The sequence below is a fragment of the Parasphingorhabdus sp. genome (assembly GCF_048267785.1).
GTDB lineage: Bacteria > Pseudomonadota > Alphaproteobacteria > Sphingomonadales > Sphingomonadaceae > Parasphingorhabdus.
In genome coordinates this window covers 139,836-155,287 of sequence record NZ_JBLWWU010000006.1, presented here as the reverse complement: position 1 = coordinate 155,287, position 15,452 = coordinate 139,836, and the positions used below count along the sequence as shown (strand labels likewise).

The 15,452-nt window shown below is 57.6% G+C and carries 15 protein-coding genes; 7 read left to right on the top strand and 8 right to left on the bottom strand.

Features of this window, described 5'->3' with window-relative positions:
* The first annotated feature begins 227 nt into the window (after window positions 1–227).
* The 3 genes from ileS (at window position 228) to ACN0VD_RS06940 (ending at window position 4,242) form a co-directional block, all read left to right on the top strand.
* Window positions 228–3,155, top strand: coding sequence for an isoleucine--tRNA ligase (gene ileS / locus ACN0VD_RS06950; protein ID WP_417593009.1), 2,928 nt, complete (start codon window positions 228–230; stop codon window positions 3,153–3,155).
* Window positions 3,156–3,245: 90 nt separating this feature from the next.
* Window positions 3,246–3,779, top strand: a complete 534-nt coding sequence (lspA, locus tag ACN0VD_RS06945) for a signal peptidase II (RefSeq protein WP_417593007.1) — start codon at window positions 3,246–3,248, stop codon at window positions 3,777–3,779.
* 55 nt (window positions 3,780–3,834) lie between these two features.
* The gene (locus ACN0VD_RS06940) at window positions 3,835–4,242 is read left to right on the top strand and encodes a DUF3035 domain-containing protein (RefSeq protein ID WP_417593005.1); all 408 of its coding nucleotides are present in this window, start codon (window positions 3,835–3,837) and stop codon (window positions 4,240–4,242) included.
* A 67-nt stretch (window positions 4,243–4,309) separates the two neighbouring features.
* Here ACN0VD_RS06940 and ACN0VD_RS06935 read toward each other — a convergent pair whose 3' ends face one another.
* Window positions 4,310–4,600: a DUF167 domain-containing protein gene (locus ACN0VD_RS06935; RefSeq protein WP_417593003.1), complete on the bottom strand. Its 291-nt coding sequence runs from the start codon at window positions 4,598–4,600 to the stop codon at window positions 4,310–4,312.
* 13 nt (window positions 4,601–4,613) lie between these two features.
* Window positions 4,614–4,955, bottom strand: a complete 342-nt coding sequence (locus tag ACN0VD_RS06930) for a DUF6481 family protein (RefSeq protein ID WP_417593001.1) — start codon at window positions 4,953–4,955, stop codon at window positions 4,614–4,616.
* Window positions 4,956–5,223: 268 nt separating this feature from the next.
* Here ACN0VD_RS06930 and ACN0VD_RS06925 point away from each other — a divergent pair, with 268 nt between their 5' ends.
* Window positions 5,224–5,994 carry an NRDE family protein gene (locus tag ACN0VD_RS06925; protein WP_417592999.1) on the top strand — a complete coding sequence of 257 codons (771 nt, stop codon included), beginning with the start codon at window positions 5,224–5,226 and terminating at the stop codon, window positions 5,992–5,994.
* A 156-nt stretch (window positions 5,995–6,150) separates the two neighbouring features.
* Window positions 6,151–6,504: a hypothetical protein gene (locus tag ACN0VD_RS06920; RefSeq protein ID WP_417592997.1), complete on the top strand. Its 354-nt coding sequence runs from the start codon at window positions 6,151–6,153 to the stop codon at window positions 6,502–6,504.
* A gap of 95 nt (window positions 6,505–6,599) precedes the next feature.
* On the opposite strand, the gene purH is transcribed toward ACN0VD_RS06920, so the two are convergent.
* The 4 genes from purH to ACN0VD_RS06900 all read right to left on the bottom strand — a co-directional run bounded on the left by purH (window position 6,600) and on the right by ACN0VD_RS06900 (window position 12,040).
* Entirely contained in the window at window positions 6,600–8,192 is a 1,593-nt protein-coding gene (gene purH / locus ACN0VD_RS06915) for a bifunctional phosphoribosylaminoimidazolecarboxamide formyltransferase/IMP cyclohydrolase (RefSeq protein WP_417592995.1), read from the bottom strand.
* Between the two features lie 2 nt (window positions 8,193–8,194).
* Complete coding sequence (locus ACN0VD_RS06910) at window positions 8,195–9,982, bottom strand: heparinase II/III family protein (RefSeq protein WP_417592993.1); 1,788 nt, start codon at window positions 9,980–9,982, stop codon at window positions 8,195–8,197.
* Window positions 9,979–10,641 carry a ribulose-phosphate 3-epimerase gene (gene rpe, locus ACN0VD_RS06905; RefSeq protein WP_417592991.1) on the bottom strand — a complete coding sequence of 221 codons (663 nt, stop codon included), beginning with the start codon at window positions 10,639–10,641 and terminating at the stop codon, window positions 9,979–9,981. Before rpe ends, ACN0VD_RS06910 begins: the two co-directional genes overlap by 4 nt.
* A 121-nt stretch (window positions 10,642–10,762) precedes the next feature.
* Window positions 10,763–12,040 carry an RsmB/NOP family class I SAM-dependent RNA methyltransferase gene (locus ACN0VD_RS06900; protein WP_417592989.1) on the bottom strand — a complete coding sequence of 426 codons (1,278 nt, stop codon included), beginning with the start codon at window positions 12,038–12,040 and terminating at the stop codon, window positions 10,763–10,765.
* 474 nt (window positions 12,041–12,514) lie between these two features.
* On the opposite strand from ACN0VD_RS06900, the gene ACN0VD_RS06895 reads away from it, so the two are divergent.
* Window positions 12,515–12,844, top strand: coding sequence for a hypothetical protein (locus ACN0VD_RS06895; protein ID WP_417592987.1), 330 nt, complete (start codon window positions 12,515–12,517; stop codon window positions 12,842–12,844).
* Window positions 12,845–12,986: 142 nt separating this feature from the next.
* Here ACN0VD_RS06895 and ACN0VD_RS06890 read toward each other — a convergent pair whose 3' ends face one another.
* A complete protein-coding gene (locus tag ACN0VD_RS06890) occupies window positions 12,987–13,337 on the bottom strand; it encodes a hypothetical protein (RefSeq protein ID WP_417592985.1) in 351 nt (116 codons plus the stop codon).
* 100 nt (window positions 13,338–13,437) lie between these two features.
* Between ACN0VD_RS06890 and ACN0VD_RS06885 the strand changes: the two genes are divergently transcribed.
* A complete protein-coding gene (locus ACN0VD_RS06885) occupies window positions 13,438–14,340 on the top strand; it encodes a LysR substrate-binding domain-containing protein (protein WP_417592983.1) in 903 nt (300 codons plus the stop codon).
* Between the two features lie 174 nt (window positions 14,341–14,514).
* Here ACN0VD_RS06885 and ACN0VD_RS06880 read toward each other — a convergent pair whose 3' ends face one another.
* Window positions 14,515–15,423 (bottom strand): M48 family metalloprotease, encoded by a 909-nt coding sequence (locus ACN0VD_RS06880; RefSeq protein WP_417592981.1) that lies wholly within the window; start codon window positions 15,421–15,423, stop codon window positions 14,515–14,517.
* Window positions 15,424–15,452: the final 29 nt, after the last annotated feature.

The window sequence follows — 15,452 nt, the reverse complement described above, 5'->3', positions numbered from 1 at the left end:
AAGCCGATAAAGGTCCTTCGACAAGCCCACGACGAACGGTTTTAGGGCAACCTGATGAAGCTATCCCGTCTCCCGCTGGTGGTGAGCCTGTCGAACCACCTTTAAAGACCACAAGCGCCGTTGGGCTTCGCTCGCCCCTCGTGTCGGCACGCTCTGGGCAAATGGTTGCGTCACCGGTGTAAAACCATGCTTGCACACGCTCGCAACCTCCCCTAATCCCCGCGATCATGACCGATCCCAAAGCAGATTATAAAGACACGGTTTTCCTGCCGAAAACCGATTTCCCGATGAAGGCTGGCCTTGCGAACAAGGAACCGGCGATTTTGGAACGCTGGGAGAAGATTGGTCTCTATGAAAAGCTGCGCGAAGCCCGCGCCGGCCGCGAGAAATTCATCCTTCACGATGGCCCGCCTTATGCCAATGGCAATATCCATATCGGCCACAGTCTCAACAAGACGCTGAAGGATCTGGTCGTGCGCTCGCAGAGCCTGCTCGGCAAGGACGCGCCTTATGTGCCGGGATGGGATTGTCACGGCCTGCCGATCGAGTGGAAGATCGAGGAACAATATCGCAAGAAAAAGCGGAACAAGGACGAGGTGCCGGCCAGCGAATTCCGCGCCGAATGCCGCGACTATGCGGATAAATGGGTCAATGTGCAGCGCGAGGAATTCAAGCGGCTTGGCGTGATGGGCCAGTGGGACAAGCCCTATCTGACGATGGACTATGACGCCGAAGCGGCGATCGTCACCGAATTGCTGAAATTTGCCGAAGCCGGCCAGCTCTATCGCGGCGCCAAGCCGGTGATGTGGTCGCCGGTCGAGAAGACCGCGCTGGCCGAGGCCGAGGTGGAATATGAGGATATCACCTCGACGCAGATTGATGTGGCGTTCGAGATTGTCGATGCGCCGAATGCGCCGGAACTGGTCGGCGCGCATGCGGTGATCTGGACGACTACGCCGTGGACGATTCCAGTTAATCAGGCTTTGGCTTATGGGGCGGATGTTGATTATTCTCTATTCACCGAACAAGCGTCACAAAAGAAGTATTTGGTTGCAGAAGCGTTGATTGATGATTTTTTCATGCGGATCAGTGCGGATGAGGATTCAATGGTACTTAATGCTGGTGGTTGGCGTGGCAAAGGCTCCCAACTAGCCGGAGCTACAGCCAAGCACCCGATGGCCGACAGATTCCCGGACAGCGAATTCTACACCAAGCCGCGCCCGTTTCTCGATGGGTCGCATTTCGTCACCACCGATGCGGGTACCGGTCTGGTCCATATGTCGCCCGACCATGGCGAGGATGATTTCGATCTCTGCAAGGCCAATGGCATCAATCCGGTGTTCGCGGTCGATGCCGATGGCGTCTATCGCGACGACTGGGAATGGCTGCCGCGTGGCGACGAGCGTGCCGGCGGGGTGATCAACAAGAATTTCAACGGTCCGGAAGGCCCGATCTGCTCAGACCTGCGCGAGGCGGGTGCGCTGTTGTCGGCGAGCGCCGATTTCAAGCATAGCTATCCGCACAGCTGGCGCTCGAAAGCGAAGATTATTTATCGCTGCACGCCGCAATGGTTTGTGCCGATGGATGCACCGATCGATCATGATGTCCCGCGCTGTGCCGATGAAGCGGCCATTCGCGCCGAGCAGGGTGACGGTGAAACGCTGCGCGAAATAGCGCTGGATGAAATCCGCGAGCATGTGCGCTTCGTCCCGGAACGCGGGCGGCGCCGTCTGGAATCGATGGTCGAGGGTCGCCCCGACTGGGTCTTGTCGCGCCAGCGCGCCTGGGGCGTGCCGATTGCGCTTTATGTGAACCGAAAGAGCGGCGAATATCTCAACGATCCGGCGGTCAATGCACGGATCATTGCGGCGTTCAAGGCAGGCGGTGCCGATGCCTGGTTCAATGCCAATCATCAGGATTTCCTGGGCAACGACCACGCGCTCGACGATTATGAAGTGATCACCGATATTCTCGACGTATGGTTCGACAGCGGCTGCACCCATGCCTTCGTGCTGGAAAGCGGCAAATGGCCCGAGCAGCGCAGTCCGGCGGATCTCTATCTCGAAGGCAGCGACCAGCATCGCGGCTGGTTCCAGTCGAGCCTGCTGGAATCATGCGGTACCAGAGGTCGCGCGCCCTATAAGGCAGTGCTGACCCACGGCATGACGCTCGACAAGAACGGCAAGAAAATGTCCAAATCGCTCGGCAACACGCTTGATCCGAAGAAGATCATCGACGTGCAGGGCGCGGACATATTGCGGCTATGGGCCGCGAGTGTCGATTTTACCGAAGATCACCGGATCGGCGATGAAATCCTCAAAGGGGTTTCGGACAGCTACCGGAAGCTGCGCAACACCTTCCGCTATATGCTCGGTGGTCTTGGCACCTTTACCGACGCCGAGCGGGTCGCCGTCGCCGATATGCCGGAGCTGGAACGCTATATCCTGCACCGGCTGGCCGAGGTCGATGCGGAACTTAAGCAGCATGTAGATGATTTTGCTTTCGGTCCCTATATGCGGACGCTGAACGCTTTCGCGCAGGAAGATCTCAGCGCTTTCTTCTTCGATATCCGCAAGGATTGTCTCTATTGCGATGCGCCGGATGACCCGAAACGCATGGCCTATCGGACGGTGATGGATATCTTGTTCCACGCCCTCACCCGCTATATTGCGCCGGTGCTGGTGTTTACCGCCGAGGAAATCTGGCAGAGTCGGTTCCCGGATGAGGAAGACAGTATTCATCTCAAGGAATGGCCTGATTTCAAGGCGCTCACTACAGGTCATCCCAGCGAAGGCTGGGACCCAGACCAATCGACGAGCGGTTTGGACCCCAGCCTGCGCTGGGGCGACAGTGAGGTTCAAAAGTGGGATCTCGTCCGCGATGCCCGCGAAAAAGTCACCGAAGCCATCGAACCGTTGCGGCGGGAGAAAACCATCCGGTCGAGCCTCGAGGCCGAAGTCGTCTATCCAATGACCGACCTGCCGATCAGCACGGACGAATTTGCCGAACTGGCGATTGTCGCGGACGTCACCGATGGTACGGAAATTGCCGTCACCAAGACAGACAATCACAAATGCGGCCGCTGCTGGCGCTTGCTGCCCGAAGTGGAAGAGGAAGGCGCGCTTTGTGATCGTTGTGCGAAGGTTTTGGCGTGAAGCGCTCTCCGTTCGTCTCGAGCATAGTCGAGAGACGCTTTACCCAATATCCATGTGTCTCGACTTCGCTCGACACGAACGGAGGCTAATATGACCGACATTTCACAAATCAAGAAATATCGCCGCATCGGCCTGATCCTCGCCTTTCTGATCTTCCTCCTCGATCAGGCGAGCAAATTTGTCGTCATGCAACTGCTCCAGTTGCCAAACCGGGGCCAGATTGAGCTGGTGCCGTTTTTCAACTTGACCTGGGCGGAAAATTACGGCGTTTCGATGGGTTTTCTCACCGCCTCGACCGATTTTCAGCGCTGGGCGCTGGTCGCGCTGACCGGCCTGATCGGGGTTGCCGTTTTCATCTGGATGAACCGCGAAAAGGCGAAATGGGATATTATCGCGCTGGGCATGGTGCTTGGCGGGGCGATGGGCAATATCGTCGACCGCGCGCGGCTGGGCTATGTCGCCGACTTTGCCGATCTTCACATCGGTGACTTCCGTCCGTTCCTGATTTTCAACCTTGCCGACGCCTGTATCAGCATCGGGGTGGTAATCCTGCTTGCACGTGCGCTGCTAATCCGCGAAAAGAAGGATGATACAAAAGACCACGTTCAGCTTGACGAAAGTTGACCTGTGACAGGAGCGCGCTATCAGGCTCCGTAAGAGATTTTTGAGGGATAAAAACATGCGTAAATCCACCGTCGCCATCAGCCTCGTTTCGCTGGTCAGCCTGTCTGCCTGCGGCTCGACCGGGTTGTTTGACCGTGAACGGCCTGATGAATTTGCGGTTTCCCGCCAGCCACCGCTGGTAATCCCGCCCGACTTTACGCTGACCCCGCCTCAGCCGGGTCAGCCTCGCCCCCAGACCGGCGGTTTGCAGCAGCAGACCCTGGAAGCCCTGTTCGGCGGTCCGCAAGCGCGCAGCGTGACCGAATCGGCGATTGTTGGCCAGGCCGGTCCCTCGGACGCAGGGATTCGTACATCGGTCGGTGATCCCGATACGTTCACCGTCGACAAGGGTAGCGTGACCCGCGACATTATTGCCGCACCAGAAGGTGACGGACAAAATGCACAGGCTGCAACGCCCCAGTAAATTTTCGGATTGAACCTGTTTGGTCTTTTTGACCGCCATCATTGCCGATAAAATTACCGTCCCGATATCAGTCCGGAATAGCAATGACCTTGGTTCGTGCATTACCGCCGCGCACAATCGCGAGCGATGTTCTGGGTATTCCAAGCGCTTTGGACAATAGCTTCAAAACGGCCTGATTGGCTTTTCCATTTTCCGGCGTAGCAGTCACCCGGACCAACAACAGGCCGACCGAATCGTTTGCTTTGGGCAGGACAATGCTGTTTTCACCGGCATTGGGGACGACTTTCACCGTCAACTCACCGCCGCTGGCAAGCGCCAGCATGTCATCGCGAGGCGGGAAGCGGGTCTTTTTCGCCATTATCGTTTGCGCGTTATTTCTTGCGTTTTTTCCGTTTCGCGTAGCGTGCGTCACGCGCGGCTTTCTTTTCAGCTTCCGTTCGTTCCGGTGCGACCACAGGAGCGGCTTCCTGCTTCGTCAGCCTTGCCTGTTCTTTCGCAGCTTTCCGGTCGGCTTTCTGTTTTTCAAATGCCTCACGCTTCTCTGCGCGAGCCCTGGCCTGTTTTTCCTCACGCGCAAGCTGGGCTGCCTTGCGTTCGGCGATGACTTCGGGACTGAGCGGTGCCTTTGCCTTCAGTTTTTTGAGTGCGGCCTGCTTGGCTTTCGCTGCCATTTGAGTACGTTCCTGGAAGCTTGGTTCTGTAAATGGCGGCATTGGCGTTTATAATTCCTTGTTTGATCAACGGCGTCTGGCATCGGTTAATTCCCGAAAACTGGTGCAAGTCCTACAGTTATGCGAGCAATCCGGCAATGTTTAAGCGGCCGCACAAAATTATCATGTCTGACGGTTGACCGAAATCTGTCAACGAACCGCCCAGAAGTGGCAACCCGGTCAGCGGACCACCGGACATCTGCCGGACATCCTGATGCAACAGCCCTTGAGATTTTTGGTCGCAAGTTCGATCCAACAGACTATTAGTCCGATGATGTGTATCGTTTCATTCGCCTGGAAAGCCCATCCCAAATGGCAATTGGTTGCAATCGGCAATCGCGATGAACTGCATGCCCGCCCCGCAGAATCGGCGCACCGCTGGGAGGATTCCGATCATCTGTTGGCTGGCAGGGATAGCCGGGCAGGCGGAACCTGGCTCGGCATTTCCGAACAGGGGCGCTTTGCCGTTGTTACCAATTTATACGGATTCGGCACCCCCCGTCCAGACCGGGCATCCCGCGGAGATTTGCTGAAGGACTTTCTCTCGGGAAAGGGCAAATATGCGGACATCGCGGCGGCAGATTATGCAGACTTCAATCCCTTCAACCTGATCACCGTGACGCAGGGAGAGGCACGGGTTCACACCAATCGACCCGACAAGATCACAAAGCCCCTAGATCACGGGGTTCACGGACTATCGAACGGATCAATCCATCAGCCGTGGGCCAAATCCCCACATCTCAACGAGATGTTGGGTCAGTGGATTGCAAAACAGTCCGATGACCCGGTGATGCTATTGGATGGTCTGCTTGACCGGAATAGCTACGAATCCAGAGATCCTTCCAGCCCGGTTATCCAGTCTGATCCTGAACCCGAGAATTCCGCCATCTTCATGTGCGACCCGATATATGGAACGCGTTGCAGCACGGTGGTAGCAATCGACCATGACGGCAACGGGATCTTCATTGAACGCCGTTTTGCACCGTCCGGTTCCGCCATCGGCCAAACCCGTCTATCCTTTGCCTGGCCCACGCCGGGATAATGTTTCGGTGATAGGGTGTCGGCACATCGGGCTGAACACCGGATGATACTATTAATTTTACACAATGTTACCGTTAAGCATAACATGACAGACTGCAATGTTGATAATGGCCCGGGACAGCATTCTTCCGCGCCGCGCGAGCAACGAGCGCGGAAGTTGATTCGTGTTGATATTGAACGCGAAAATAACACCGGTTTTCCAGCCATTGTCACCAACCTGTCCACACAAGGAATGGGCGGCCACGCCGAAGGCTTTCTCCAACCCTTTGAACTGATCACGATCATCAAAAAGGGATATGGCCGCATCTCCGGTGAGGTCCGATGGACCGACGGCGAAAATTTCGGTGTCCTGTTTGCGGAACCCGTCAATGTCGACCTGTTCAATTTCACCAGCGACAACAAGCAAAAACCATTGATCCCGCAACCCGATGAGGACGATATCTGGCGAGGGTTTAAAACCATCAGTTCGACCAGAAGGCCTGGCGTTACCGACCGCTTTTCCCAAAGCTAGCCCATTATCCGGCGACGAAACCGAATGAGTGGCATCAGCCCATGCCCTGGCCATCGCGCAGGCGCGGACAAACCAATTTCAGCGCCGACCCGAATCTAGTGCCGGAAATGGCGCATCCCGGTAAACAGCATCGCCAGACCCGCTTCATCCGCCGCCGCGATCACTTCATCATCACGGATCGATCCACCCGGCTGAATCACTGCCGTTGCGCCTGCTTCGACCGCGGTCAACAGTCCGTCGGCGAAGGGGAAGAAAGCATCGGAAGCGACCGACGAACCGATGGTGCGGCTTTCGCTCCAGCCCGCTTTTTCCGCTGCATCCTTGGCTTTCCACGCAGCAATCCGTGCCGATTCCATCCGGTTCATCTGACCTGCGCCGACACCGGCGGTAGAGCCGCCCTTGGCATAGACAATCGCGTTGGATTTGACATGTTTGGCAACGGTCCAGGCGAACAGGCAATCGGCCATTTCCTGCTCGGTCGGCTGACGCTTGGTGACGCATTTCAGATCAGCTTGAGAAATCTGGCCGTTGTCGCGGGACTGGAGCAGAAAACCGCCGGCGATGGATTTGAAGCCCATGCCGGTGCGTGCGGGATCGGGCAGTTCGCCGGTTAGCAGCAGGCGCAGGTTTTTCTTCTTGGCGAAGATTTCCTTGGCCTCGTCATTTGCACTGGGTGCGCAGACAACTTCGGTGAAAATGCCAGTCATCGCTTCGGCCGCCGGGCCGTCGAGTGGCCGGTTGACCGCAATGATGCCGCCGAATGCCGAAACGCTGTCGCAGGCCAAGGCCGCTTTATAAGCGTCGAGAATATTGTCGGCGCTCGCAACACCGCAAGGATTGGCGTGCTTGACGATGACCACGGTCGGCGGGCCGTCGCGGAATTCGCTGACCAGTTCGAGTGCGGCGTCGGCGTCATTATAATTATTATAGCTCAGCGCCTTGCCCTGCAATTGCTCCGCCTGCGCAATGCCGCTCGCGGACGGGCCGTCGGGCAAATAGAGCGCCGCGCTCTGGTGCGGGTTTTCACCATAGCGCAGCTCGACCGGACGGCTCATGGTGACCGGCAGCGTGTCGGGGAACATCTTGCCCTGATCGGCAAAGCCGAACCACTGGGCGATCATGCTGTCATAGCTGGCGGTCGCGGCAAAGGCCTTGGCCGCCATATTCTTGCGGAAGGCCAGCGAGGTGCCGCCGTCATTTTGCTGCAGTTCGGTCAGCAGGGTTTCATAGTCGGAAGGGTCGGTGACGATGGTGACGAAATCGTGGTTCTTTGCCGCGCTGCGCACCATGGAGGGGCCACCGATATCGATATTCTCGATAATCTCGTCGCGTTCCGCGCCCTTGGCGACGGTCTGGGCGAATGGGTAGAGATTGACGATCACCAGATCGATCCCGGCGATATCATGTTCTTCCATCGAAGCGACATGGTCGGCATCATCGCGCCGGGCGAGCAGGCCGCCGTGGACCTTGGGATGGAGGGTCTTGACCCGGCCGTCCATCATTTCGGGGAAGTTGGTCACATCACTGATGTCCGCGACCTCGAGCCCGGCTTCGCGCAGGGCCTTGGCGGTGCCACCAGTCGAGACCAGCGCGACGCCCCTGGCCGCCAGCTGTTTGCCGAGATCGGCGAGGCCGCTCTTGTCCGAAACCGACAAAAGCGCGCGTTTGATTTTGATATTTTCCGTCATTTCTACCCCATATGTTTGAGCAGCCAGCCGGTGGCACCGCCGCCCCTGCCCACTGCTCCGGTGATCACCATCTGTCTGACCTCATGGCCTATGCCCATGCCGTCAACCCAGACGCTCTCCTCCAGTTGAATTTCTCCGCTGGTCGAGCGGAATTGCCATAAATTTCCGTCTTTCAGACGCAAGAGCACGCCCTTGCCTTCCGAAATAAGATCGCTTTCGATATCCGGCCCGAGATGGAATCGCAGCGCATATTGGATGTCATCCTTGCGGCGCCTACGCTTCTTGCCGTCGGGGATCAACATATCCTCGCCGCGCAATTCGAGACCGTCCGAACGCTGCAGCAAAAGCCGCTTGTGGATGAGGCCAAAGCGCCGGGCATAACCGTCATGACTGGCCTCGAGCCGGGTCGCATTTTCGACATCGCGGCGAAACAGTTCAACCTCGCTGACGCCGCGGCCAAGCTTGCCATCGGCCAGGATCGAAGTACTGTTGCTATCGGCGATACACAATGTGCTGTGCGCGGCAGTGGTCCGCAGTGCTCGTGCCAGCGCCGCCGGTATCGTCGCGCCAACCAGCCCCGCGCCGCCGCAATTGCTGATGATCCGGCAATCGCCATGGGAGAATTCAAAAGCCAGCGTCGACGCGCAACCCGCCACTGCCATGCGCGCAATCGGAGGGGGTGCCGCGTCCAGTATAAGCACCGATCGACCAGATGAGACCCGCTGATAACCCCATTCGCGTGCCTGTCGCAGCGGTCTGGCGCGGACACCGCTGGCCTCGACCACCTGGGCGATCTGCTCCGCCGATGTCGCGCCGCTGCCCTGCCAGTTGCCCAGCGTGCCGTCAAAATGGGTCAGCGCGGTAAGCGGCGGCACCGCCTTGTTGAGCGCTTCTTCAAGAAACGGAGGAGCATCTTCCTTGCGCGCGATATAGACCTGTTTCAGCATCGACAGCAATATCACCGCGTCCATCTGGTTGAGCGGCGAACGCGACACGGTGCCGCCGTCGGCAAAGAAAAATTCGCCCATCGCTTTCTCAAGACCCGCCTCACCAACAATCTGCCGCACACGGCCTTCGGGCAACAGCAAAGAGGAGGCGACAACGCCGCTCCAGGCCACCAGCCGGCCGAGGCTGCTATTTGCCTTGTCGGCGGTACGGTCAAGATGACGGGCGGTGCGGGCAATATTGTTGAGCAGTTTCGAACGGTAAATGAGGTCGCTGGAGGACAGGATCAGCGGCGCATGGCTCGCCCAGATCAACAGCCGCCAGGCACAATTATCCGGTCGCCAAGCGGGCTGACGGATGACGCCGCCATTGGCATCAAGCCACGCGTTCATCAATTTTTCCGCCACCGGCACCGCCTGATCGCGCGATGCGGCGGTATCAAGATCCCGCAACCATTGAAAGCGGTGGACATAATCTTCAAATTGCGGCGGCAATTTCAATTCGGCAAAATCGATATTCTCATGTTTCTTCTTGAGACCACGAAACAGGAAATATCCGGCGCGGACCGCCATGCCTTGTACCCGGTCGCCATCGACCGGATCGACCGGCACCGCGAGAAGGCGAAGTGGCAATTTGCCCGACAGACGGAGCCGGTGCATCGGCATCCGCCAGGTCATCCGGTAGAAGAGCATCGTCGCCTGTTCGGCAAGCGACTGACCCCGATCCCGGTCATGGCGCAGGGTCAGACTGCGGCCTTCGCCTATCGCATCATTTTCGTCATGGGTAGCCGAGTCGTCCGGGTCACCATCGCCCAGATCAAGCCGGTCAGGCTTGTCCGCGGTCATTCACCCCTCAGTCCGCTGATATTGGCGGCATAATGATCCGGCCCTCCCCGGAAGGTGGCGGTGCCGGCAACCAGTGTATCGGCACCGGCGGCTATCGCCTTCGGCGCGGTGGCAAGATCGATACCGCCGTCGACTTCCAGCCTGATATCCTTGCCGGTGTCGTCAATCCGTTTGCGGATCGCTTCGATCTTGCGCAACTGGCTGTCGATGAAACTCTGCCCGCCAAAGCCCGGGTTGACGCTCATCACCAGAACAAGGTCAAGATCGTCAATCAGATAGTCGAGTATATCAAGTGGCGTCGCCGGATTGAGAACCAAGCCGGCCTGCTTGCCGAGCGAATGAATGGTCTGCACCGTGCGGTGCGGATGCGGACCCGCTTCGGGATGGAAGGAAATAATATCAGCACCCGCTTCCGCAAAATCTTCCAGAAACTGATCAACCGGCGAGATCATCAGATGGACATCGAACGGCTTCGCGCTATGCGGCCGAAGCGCTTTGACCACCGCCGGGCCAATGGTGATATTGGGGACAAAATGACCGTCCATCACGTCGACATGGACCCAGTCACAGCCGGCCTTGTCGATGGCCTGCACCTCTTCGCCCAGTCGGGCAAAATCGGCAGAAAGGATAGATGGGGCGATACGAATGCTGTCGGACATGGCGCTTCCTTAAACTATGCCCGGCAGTAGGATTTTTATATCCACCAATCAAGGCGCTATTCTGGCAGCGGCCACAGTCCCTTGTGGACAGATTGGGGACAGGTTCACAATATGTAGAAAATCAGCTTTTGCGGAGCAATCTGGCGATAAAGAAACCATCGACATGGCCTTGTTCCGCCAGCGAATCCGGCAAGGTGCGGACGCAGCCGGATTCGGTCGGCGGCAGGCCGGCCGGAAGCTCGTCACTGGCGACGGGATTGATCGCAAACTGCTCTTGCCGCTCGAGAAAAGCCTCGATCTGCTCTTCGCCTTCCTCGGGCTCGAGCGAGCAGACCGCATAGACCAACGTGCCGCCGGGCTTCACCCAGTGCGCGGTGCGGTCGAGCAAGGCGCTCTGCACTTCAGTCCGGTCAGCTATCTGGCGTGAACCGATACAGTGCAGGACATCGGGATGACGGCGATAAATACCGGTGGCACTGCAAGGTGCGTCGAGCAGGATGGCATCTGCGGGTTCCGCCGGCTCCCACTGCATCAGATCGGCGATCACGTCCTCAGCCAGCAATTGGGTGCGCTTCAGATTGTCCTGAAAGCGTTCCATTCTTTTGGCGCTGTTGTCGACCGAGACCACGTTCCAGCCGGCGCTGGCCAGTTGCATTGTCTTGCCGCCGGGTGCCGCACAGAGGTCCAAAACGGTGCGCCCGTCGCCTTCGCCGAGCAGCCTGGCGGGAATCGAGGCAGCCAGATCCTGTACCCAGAACCGGCCTTCATCAAAGCCTTCCAGCCCGGTAACTGGAAGATTTGGAAGCATCCTGAGATGTTTCGGGGCCAGCTTGATACCTTCCAGATCTCCAACGTCATCACTCCGAAAGCTGAGGTCGAGCGGTGCGGGATTGGCCCACGCCCTGGACGCAGCAGTGGCGACATCCTCGCCCCAGCTATGGGTCCAGCGGTCGTGCGTTTCGCCAGGAATTTCGGGATATTCGGGCAATTTCAGCTTGCCCGATTCAAGGCCGCGCATGACGGTCGAGAACACGCCGTGGACCAGCCGCCGCGGGCCACCGTGGACCAACGGCAGCGCGGTCGAAATCGCGGCATGTTGCGGCGTATCCAGGATCAGCACCTGCGCCAGCGCGATACGCAGCGCCATCCGCGCCTTGGCGTCATCGGCCAGCCGGTTACGGGTCGCGCTGTCGATCATCGCGTCGAGCGCGCTCATCCAGCGCAGGACATTGGCGGCGATATTATGGGCCAGCGCCTTGTCGGATGGATTCGACAATTTTCCGGTCGCAGCCGGCATTGCCTGATCCAGAGTCTCCCCGCGCCGGCAGACGGCGTCAAGCAGACGCAAGGCCGACTGGCGTGTCGCGAGGCCGGGGATAGCATTATTGGGTTGGTTCATTTTTATTCCGCGATGATTTGGCTTGCAGAACCCGGGTGGCTCGCTCTGCCCAACCGCATAGACCTTCCCGCGCTTCGATCAAGCTTTTGGATGGAAGCGCGGGAAGGTAAAGAAACCACAATCGCGGATTTGCAGCCTGGCCGCCAGCATTCGCCGGGATCGCTTCGATCAGCCGGGGCGCTCCGCAATCGACCATGTCCGTGGGGTTGTGATCTACATCACTCGAGCGTTCGAGAGTTTCGCTAGGGCGACATCTGGATTGATCATAGGTCCTTCAACGATGCCTATCTCGCCTCACACTACTGCTCTGTTCGTCGCCGTGATCGTGACGCGAGAAAGCTATCGGCAAGGGATATTGATGGATCAATCCGAGATTTCGCCGATGCATGATCGGTGAAAAAGACTATGTCCGCTGCCGGATGATGGCTCATTGCCAGCAAAGGCAGCACTCAATAAAAATAACGGGAAAAAACTATGAAAAAATCGATTGCAACCTTGACAGTTTTTGCGAGCGCCTTTGCGCTCAGCGCATGCGGTACCAGCAATGAAACATCGGAAACTGCCGCAACTGAAGAAGCTACAGAGGCTGTGACAACGGAGGCATGTACGCAAGACGACATGATGGCCAAAGCAACAAAGCTTGGTGAAAAAATGCAAGCTCTCGCCGGCGATCCGGAAGCAATGCAGAAAATGACCAGCAAGATGCAGGAAGTCCAGGAAAAGATGCAGGCAGGCGCTGCTGACGGAAGCTTTGGAGTAGCCGAAGCTTGCGCTGTCTATGACGAAATGCTCGCTGCCGGTTGATCCGGTCGGGCAAAACAATGGGGCACGGCAGAGTTTCTTCTCTGCCGTGCCGACATGAGCGAATGAAAACGGGCTGGATTTGATCCGGCCTTTTTTATGCGTTCGGCCAGGGGGTCTGAGGATATTGGTGCGACTGAGCTTTTCAGATCGTATCCGGGTCATGCATAGCCAGGAAATCATCTCCCGCCAAAGGTTGCGGAAGCGCTAGAATATAGACCACACGATCCTTTACCACACCCTCCGCATGGAGCGTTCTTGCCGGGATTATGATCTTGTCGCCCGCCACAACCGGGGTCTGCTTGCCGCTCTCTGCGTCCAGAAAGTCAGTTTCCCCTTCCATGATATAGGCATGCACTTCATCCAGGTGCCAATGTACCGGCAGCGCAGCGGACGGTCCCGAGACAAATGTGGTGGGCCATGTCTCGTTGGTTTTTACGTCGTCGAGAACCTCTGCGCGCGTCTTGAAGAATTGGTGAGAGAAGTGAAGTGGCATTGCATAGTCCTTGTCTGGAAGCTCGTCCCTTGACTCTATGCATGATTATTGGTGTAGTAAATGCACATTATAGAACGATAATCATGAGGAAATCGCACGAATGGATTTGATGTCATTTCGGATTTTCGTTCAGTCGGTAAAGCTCGGAAGCTTTGCTGCGGTCGCCCGTCAGATGGAGCTTGATCCATCGACAGTCTCACGATCCATCACCAATCTGGAAACCGAACTGGGGTTTCGACTGCTTCAGCGCACGACCCGTATGCTGGCTCCAACCGAAGCCGGATCGCTCTATTTTGAACGTATTCAGGGTCTGCTCGAGAATTTTGATATTGCCAGTCAGGAAGCTCAGGATCTGGTCAACCAACCGCAGGGTAATTTGCGCGTCGCGGCCTGTACGTCCTTCGGTCCCCGTATCCTGGCGCCGCTCCTGCCCAAGCTGATGGAGCAATATCCCGATCTGACCATCGAACTGTTGCTGGCAGATCATCAAGTCGATATCGTCAAAGAAGAAATCGATCTGGCCATCAGATTTGGCCTCAAGCCAACCGGTGATTGTGTTTCCGCTCAACTTACGCCCAGAAGGTTTCGCATTTGCGCGAGCCCGAATTTTGTTCAAAGACACGGAAGCCCGTCCCACCCGGATGACATCCGGGGTCTGGACGGCATTGTGTTTCGCATGCCGGGACAGACCAGCGCCTGGCGTTATCGTGACCAAGATGGAGCCGAAGGAGAAGTTACGGTTGCTGGCAAACTCATCACGTCTCACGGCCTGACGATGACCGCTGCTGCTGTTTCGGGGATCGGCATCGCCATCCTTCCTGACTGGTTGTGCGCGCCCGAGCTGGAAGACGGCAGACTGATCAACCTGTTCCCGCAGTTTGATTGTACGCCTTCAGAATTTGATACAGCTGCATGGCTTACCTATCCCAGTCGTCGCTATCTGCCCCTGAAGGTCCGGAAATTTATCGACTTTCTGAACGTTGAAATTGGCGGTTATGCCTGACCAATATTGATGCCATCGAGAGTAGCCAAGGTCAGCTTTCGGACAAGGCGGAAGTCAATTCCGGAAAGCGACTTTTGGGCGTGCGGTCACGGTAGCACGTCAGACCATCCATCCGCGCTGGACTATTCACTTCACCAAAGCAGCTAGCGAATTCGGAACATCGCCAGGGCAATCCTATCGCGTCGGGTCCAGCGCGCTCGGCTTACGCAAACGGCCCCTATCACCGAGTTCGTCTGACCGGCTCGACCAGCCGGGACCGCCGCCCATACCGCCATTCTGCGCGATAGCTTCCAGAGCCGCAATCCGGTCTTCGGTGGCGGGGTGGGTGGAGAACATCTGGCGGACGCCTCCGGGGACGATATAGAGCTGGACCGCTGCCGGATTGCGCTCGGCGACAGGATTCGGAATGCGCGCCGCCTGACCGGAAATCTTGGCCAGCGCGGAGGCCAGCGATAACGGCTTGCCGCTGATCCCGGCCGCGGCGGCATCGGCGCCAAATTCGCGGGTGCGGCTAATAGCCATTTGCACGATCATCGCGGCAAAGGGCGCGATCAGCACCGCCATCAAACCGGCAATGCCTGCGCTACGGTCGCGGAAGAACAGGCCGAAATTGGCGAGCATTGAAACCGCACCAGCAATCGTCGCGACCATCGTCATGATCAAGGTATCGCGGTTTTTAACATGGCCGAGTTCGTGGGCCATAACGCCTTCGATCTCGTCATGGCTGAGCATTTTCAGCAGGCCTGTGGTCGCCGCAACGGCTGAATGTTCCGGATCGCGGCCGGTAGCAAAGGCATTGGGCTGGGCCTGGTCGACAATATAGACTTTCGGCATCGGCAATTGTGCCCGTTTCGCCAAATTCTGCACCATATTGTAAAATTCGGGGTGGCTTTTGGCATCGACTTCCACCGCATTGTGCATTTTCAACACAATTCTGTCTGCGTTCCAGTAGGTGAACAGGTTCATGCCCGCCGCGACGATCAAGGCAACAATCGCGCCGCCGCTGCCGCCGAGCGAATAGCCCAACACCATGAACAGCGCCGTCAGCGCCGCCAATAACATGGTCGTTTTCATGAAGTTCATTGCCCTTACTCGCTTGATTATGATCGTCC

Excerpts from the sequence above, each read along its gene's own strand:
- ileS (WP_417593009.1), top strand. The coding sequence starts at position 228 with ATGACCGATCCCAAAGCAGATTATAAAGACACGGTTTTCCTGCCGAAA.
- lspA (WP_417593007.1), top strand. The coding sequence starts at position 3,246 with ATGACCGACATTTCACAAATCAAGAAATATCGCCGCATCGGCCTGATC.
- ACN0VD_RS06940 (WP_417593005.1), top strand. The coding sequence starts at position 3,835 with ATGCGTAAATCCACCGTCGCCATCAGCCTCGTTTCGCTGGTCAGCCTG.
- ACN0VD_RS06935 (WP_417593003.1), bottom strand. The coding sequence starts at position 4,600 with ATGGCGAAAAAGACCCGCTTCCCGCCTCGCGATGACATGCTGGCGCTT.
- ACN0VD_RS06930 (WP_417593001.1), bottom strand. The coding sequence starts at position 4,955 with ATGCCGCCATTTACAGAACCAAGCTTCCAGGAACGTACTCAAATGGCA.
- ACN0VD_RS06925 (WP_417592999.1), top strand. The coding sequence starts at position 5,224 with ATGATGTGTATCGTTTCATTCGCCTGGAAAGCCCATCCCAAATGGCAA.
- purH (WP_417592995.1), bottom strand. The coding sequence starts at position 8,192 with ATGACGGAAAATATCAAAATCAAACGCGCGCTTTTGTCGGTTTCGGAC.
- ACN0VD_RS06910 (WP_417592993.1), bottom strand. The coding sequence starts at position 9,982 with ATGACCGCGGACAAGCCTGACCGGCTTGATCTGGGCGATGGTGACCCG.
- rpe (WP_417592991.1), bottom strand. The coding sequence starts at position 10,641 with ATGTCCGACAGCATTCGTATCGCCCCATCTATCCTTTCTGCCGATTTT.
- ACN0VD_RS06900 (WP_417592989.1), bottom strand. The coding sequence starts at position 12,040 with ATGAACCAACCCAATAATGCTATCCCCGGCCTCGCGACACGCCAGTCG.
- ACN0VD_RS06895 (WP_417592987.1), top strand. The coding sequence starts at position 12,515 with ATGAAAAAATCGATTGCAACCTTGACAGTTTTTGCGAGCGCCTTTGCG.
- ACN0VD_RS06890 (WP_417592985.1), bottom strand. The coding sequence starts at position 13,337 with ATGCCACTTCACTTCTCTCACCAATTCTTCAAGACGCGCGCAGAGGTT.
- ACN0VD_RS06885 (WP_417592983.1), top strand. The coding sequence starts at position 13,438 with ATGGATTTGATGTCATTTCGGATTTTCGTTCAGTCGGTAAAGCTCGGA.
- ACN0VD_RS06880 (WP_417592981.1), bottom strand. The coding sequence starts at position 15,423 with ATGAACTTCATGAAAACGACCATGTTATTGGCGGCGCTGACGGCGCTG.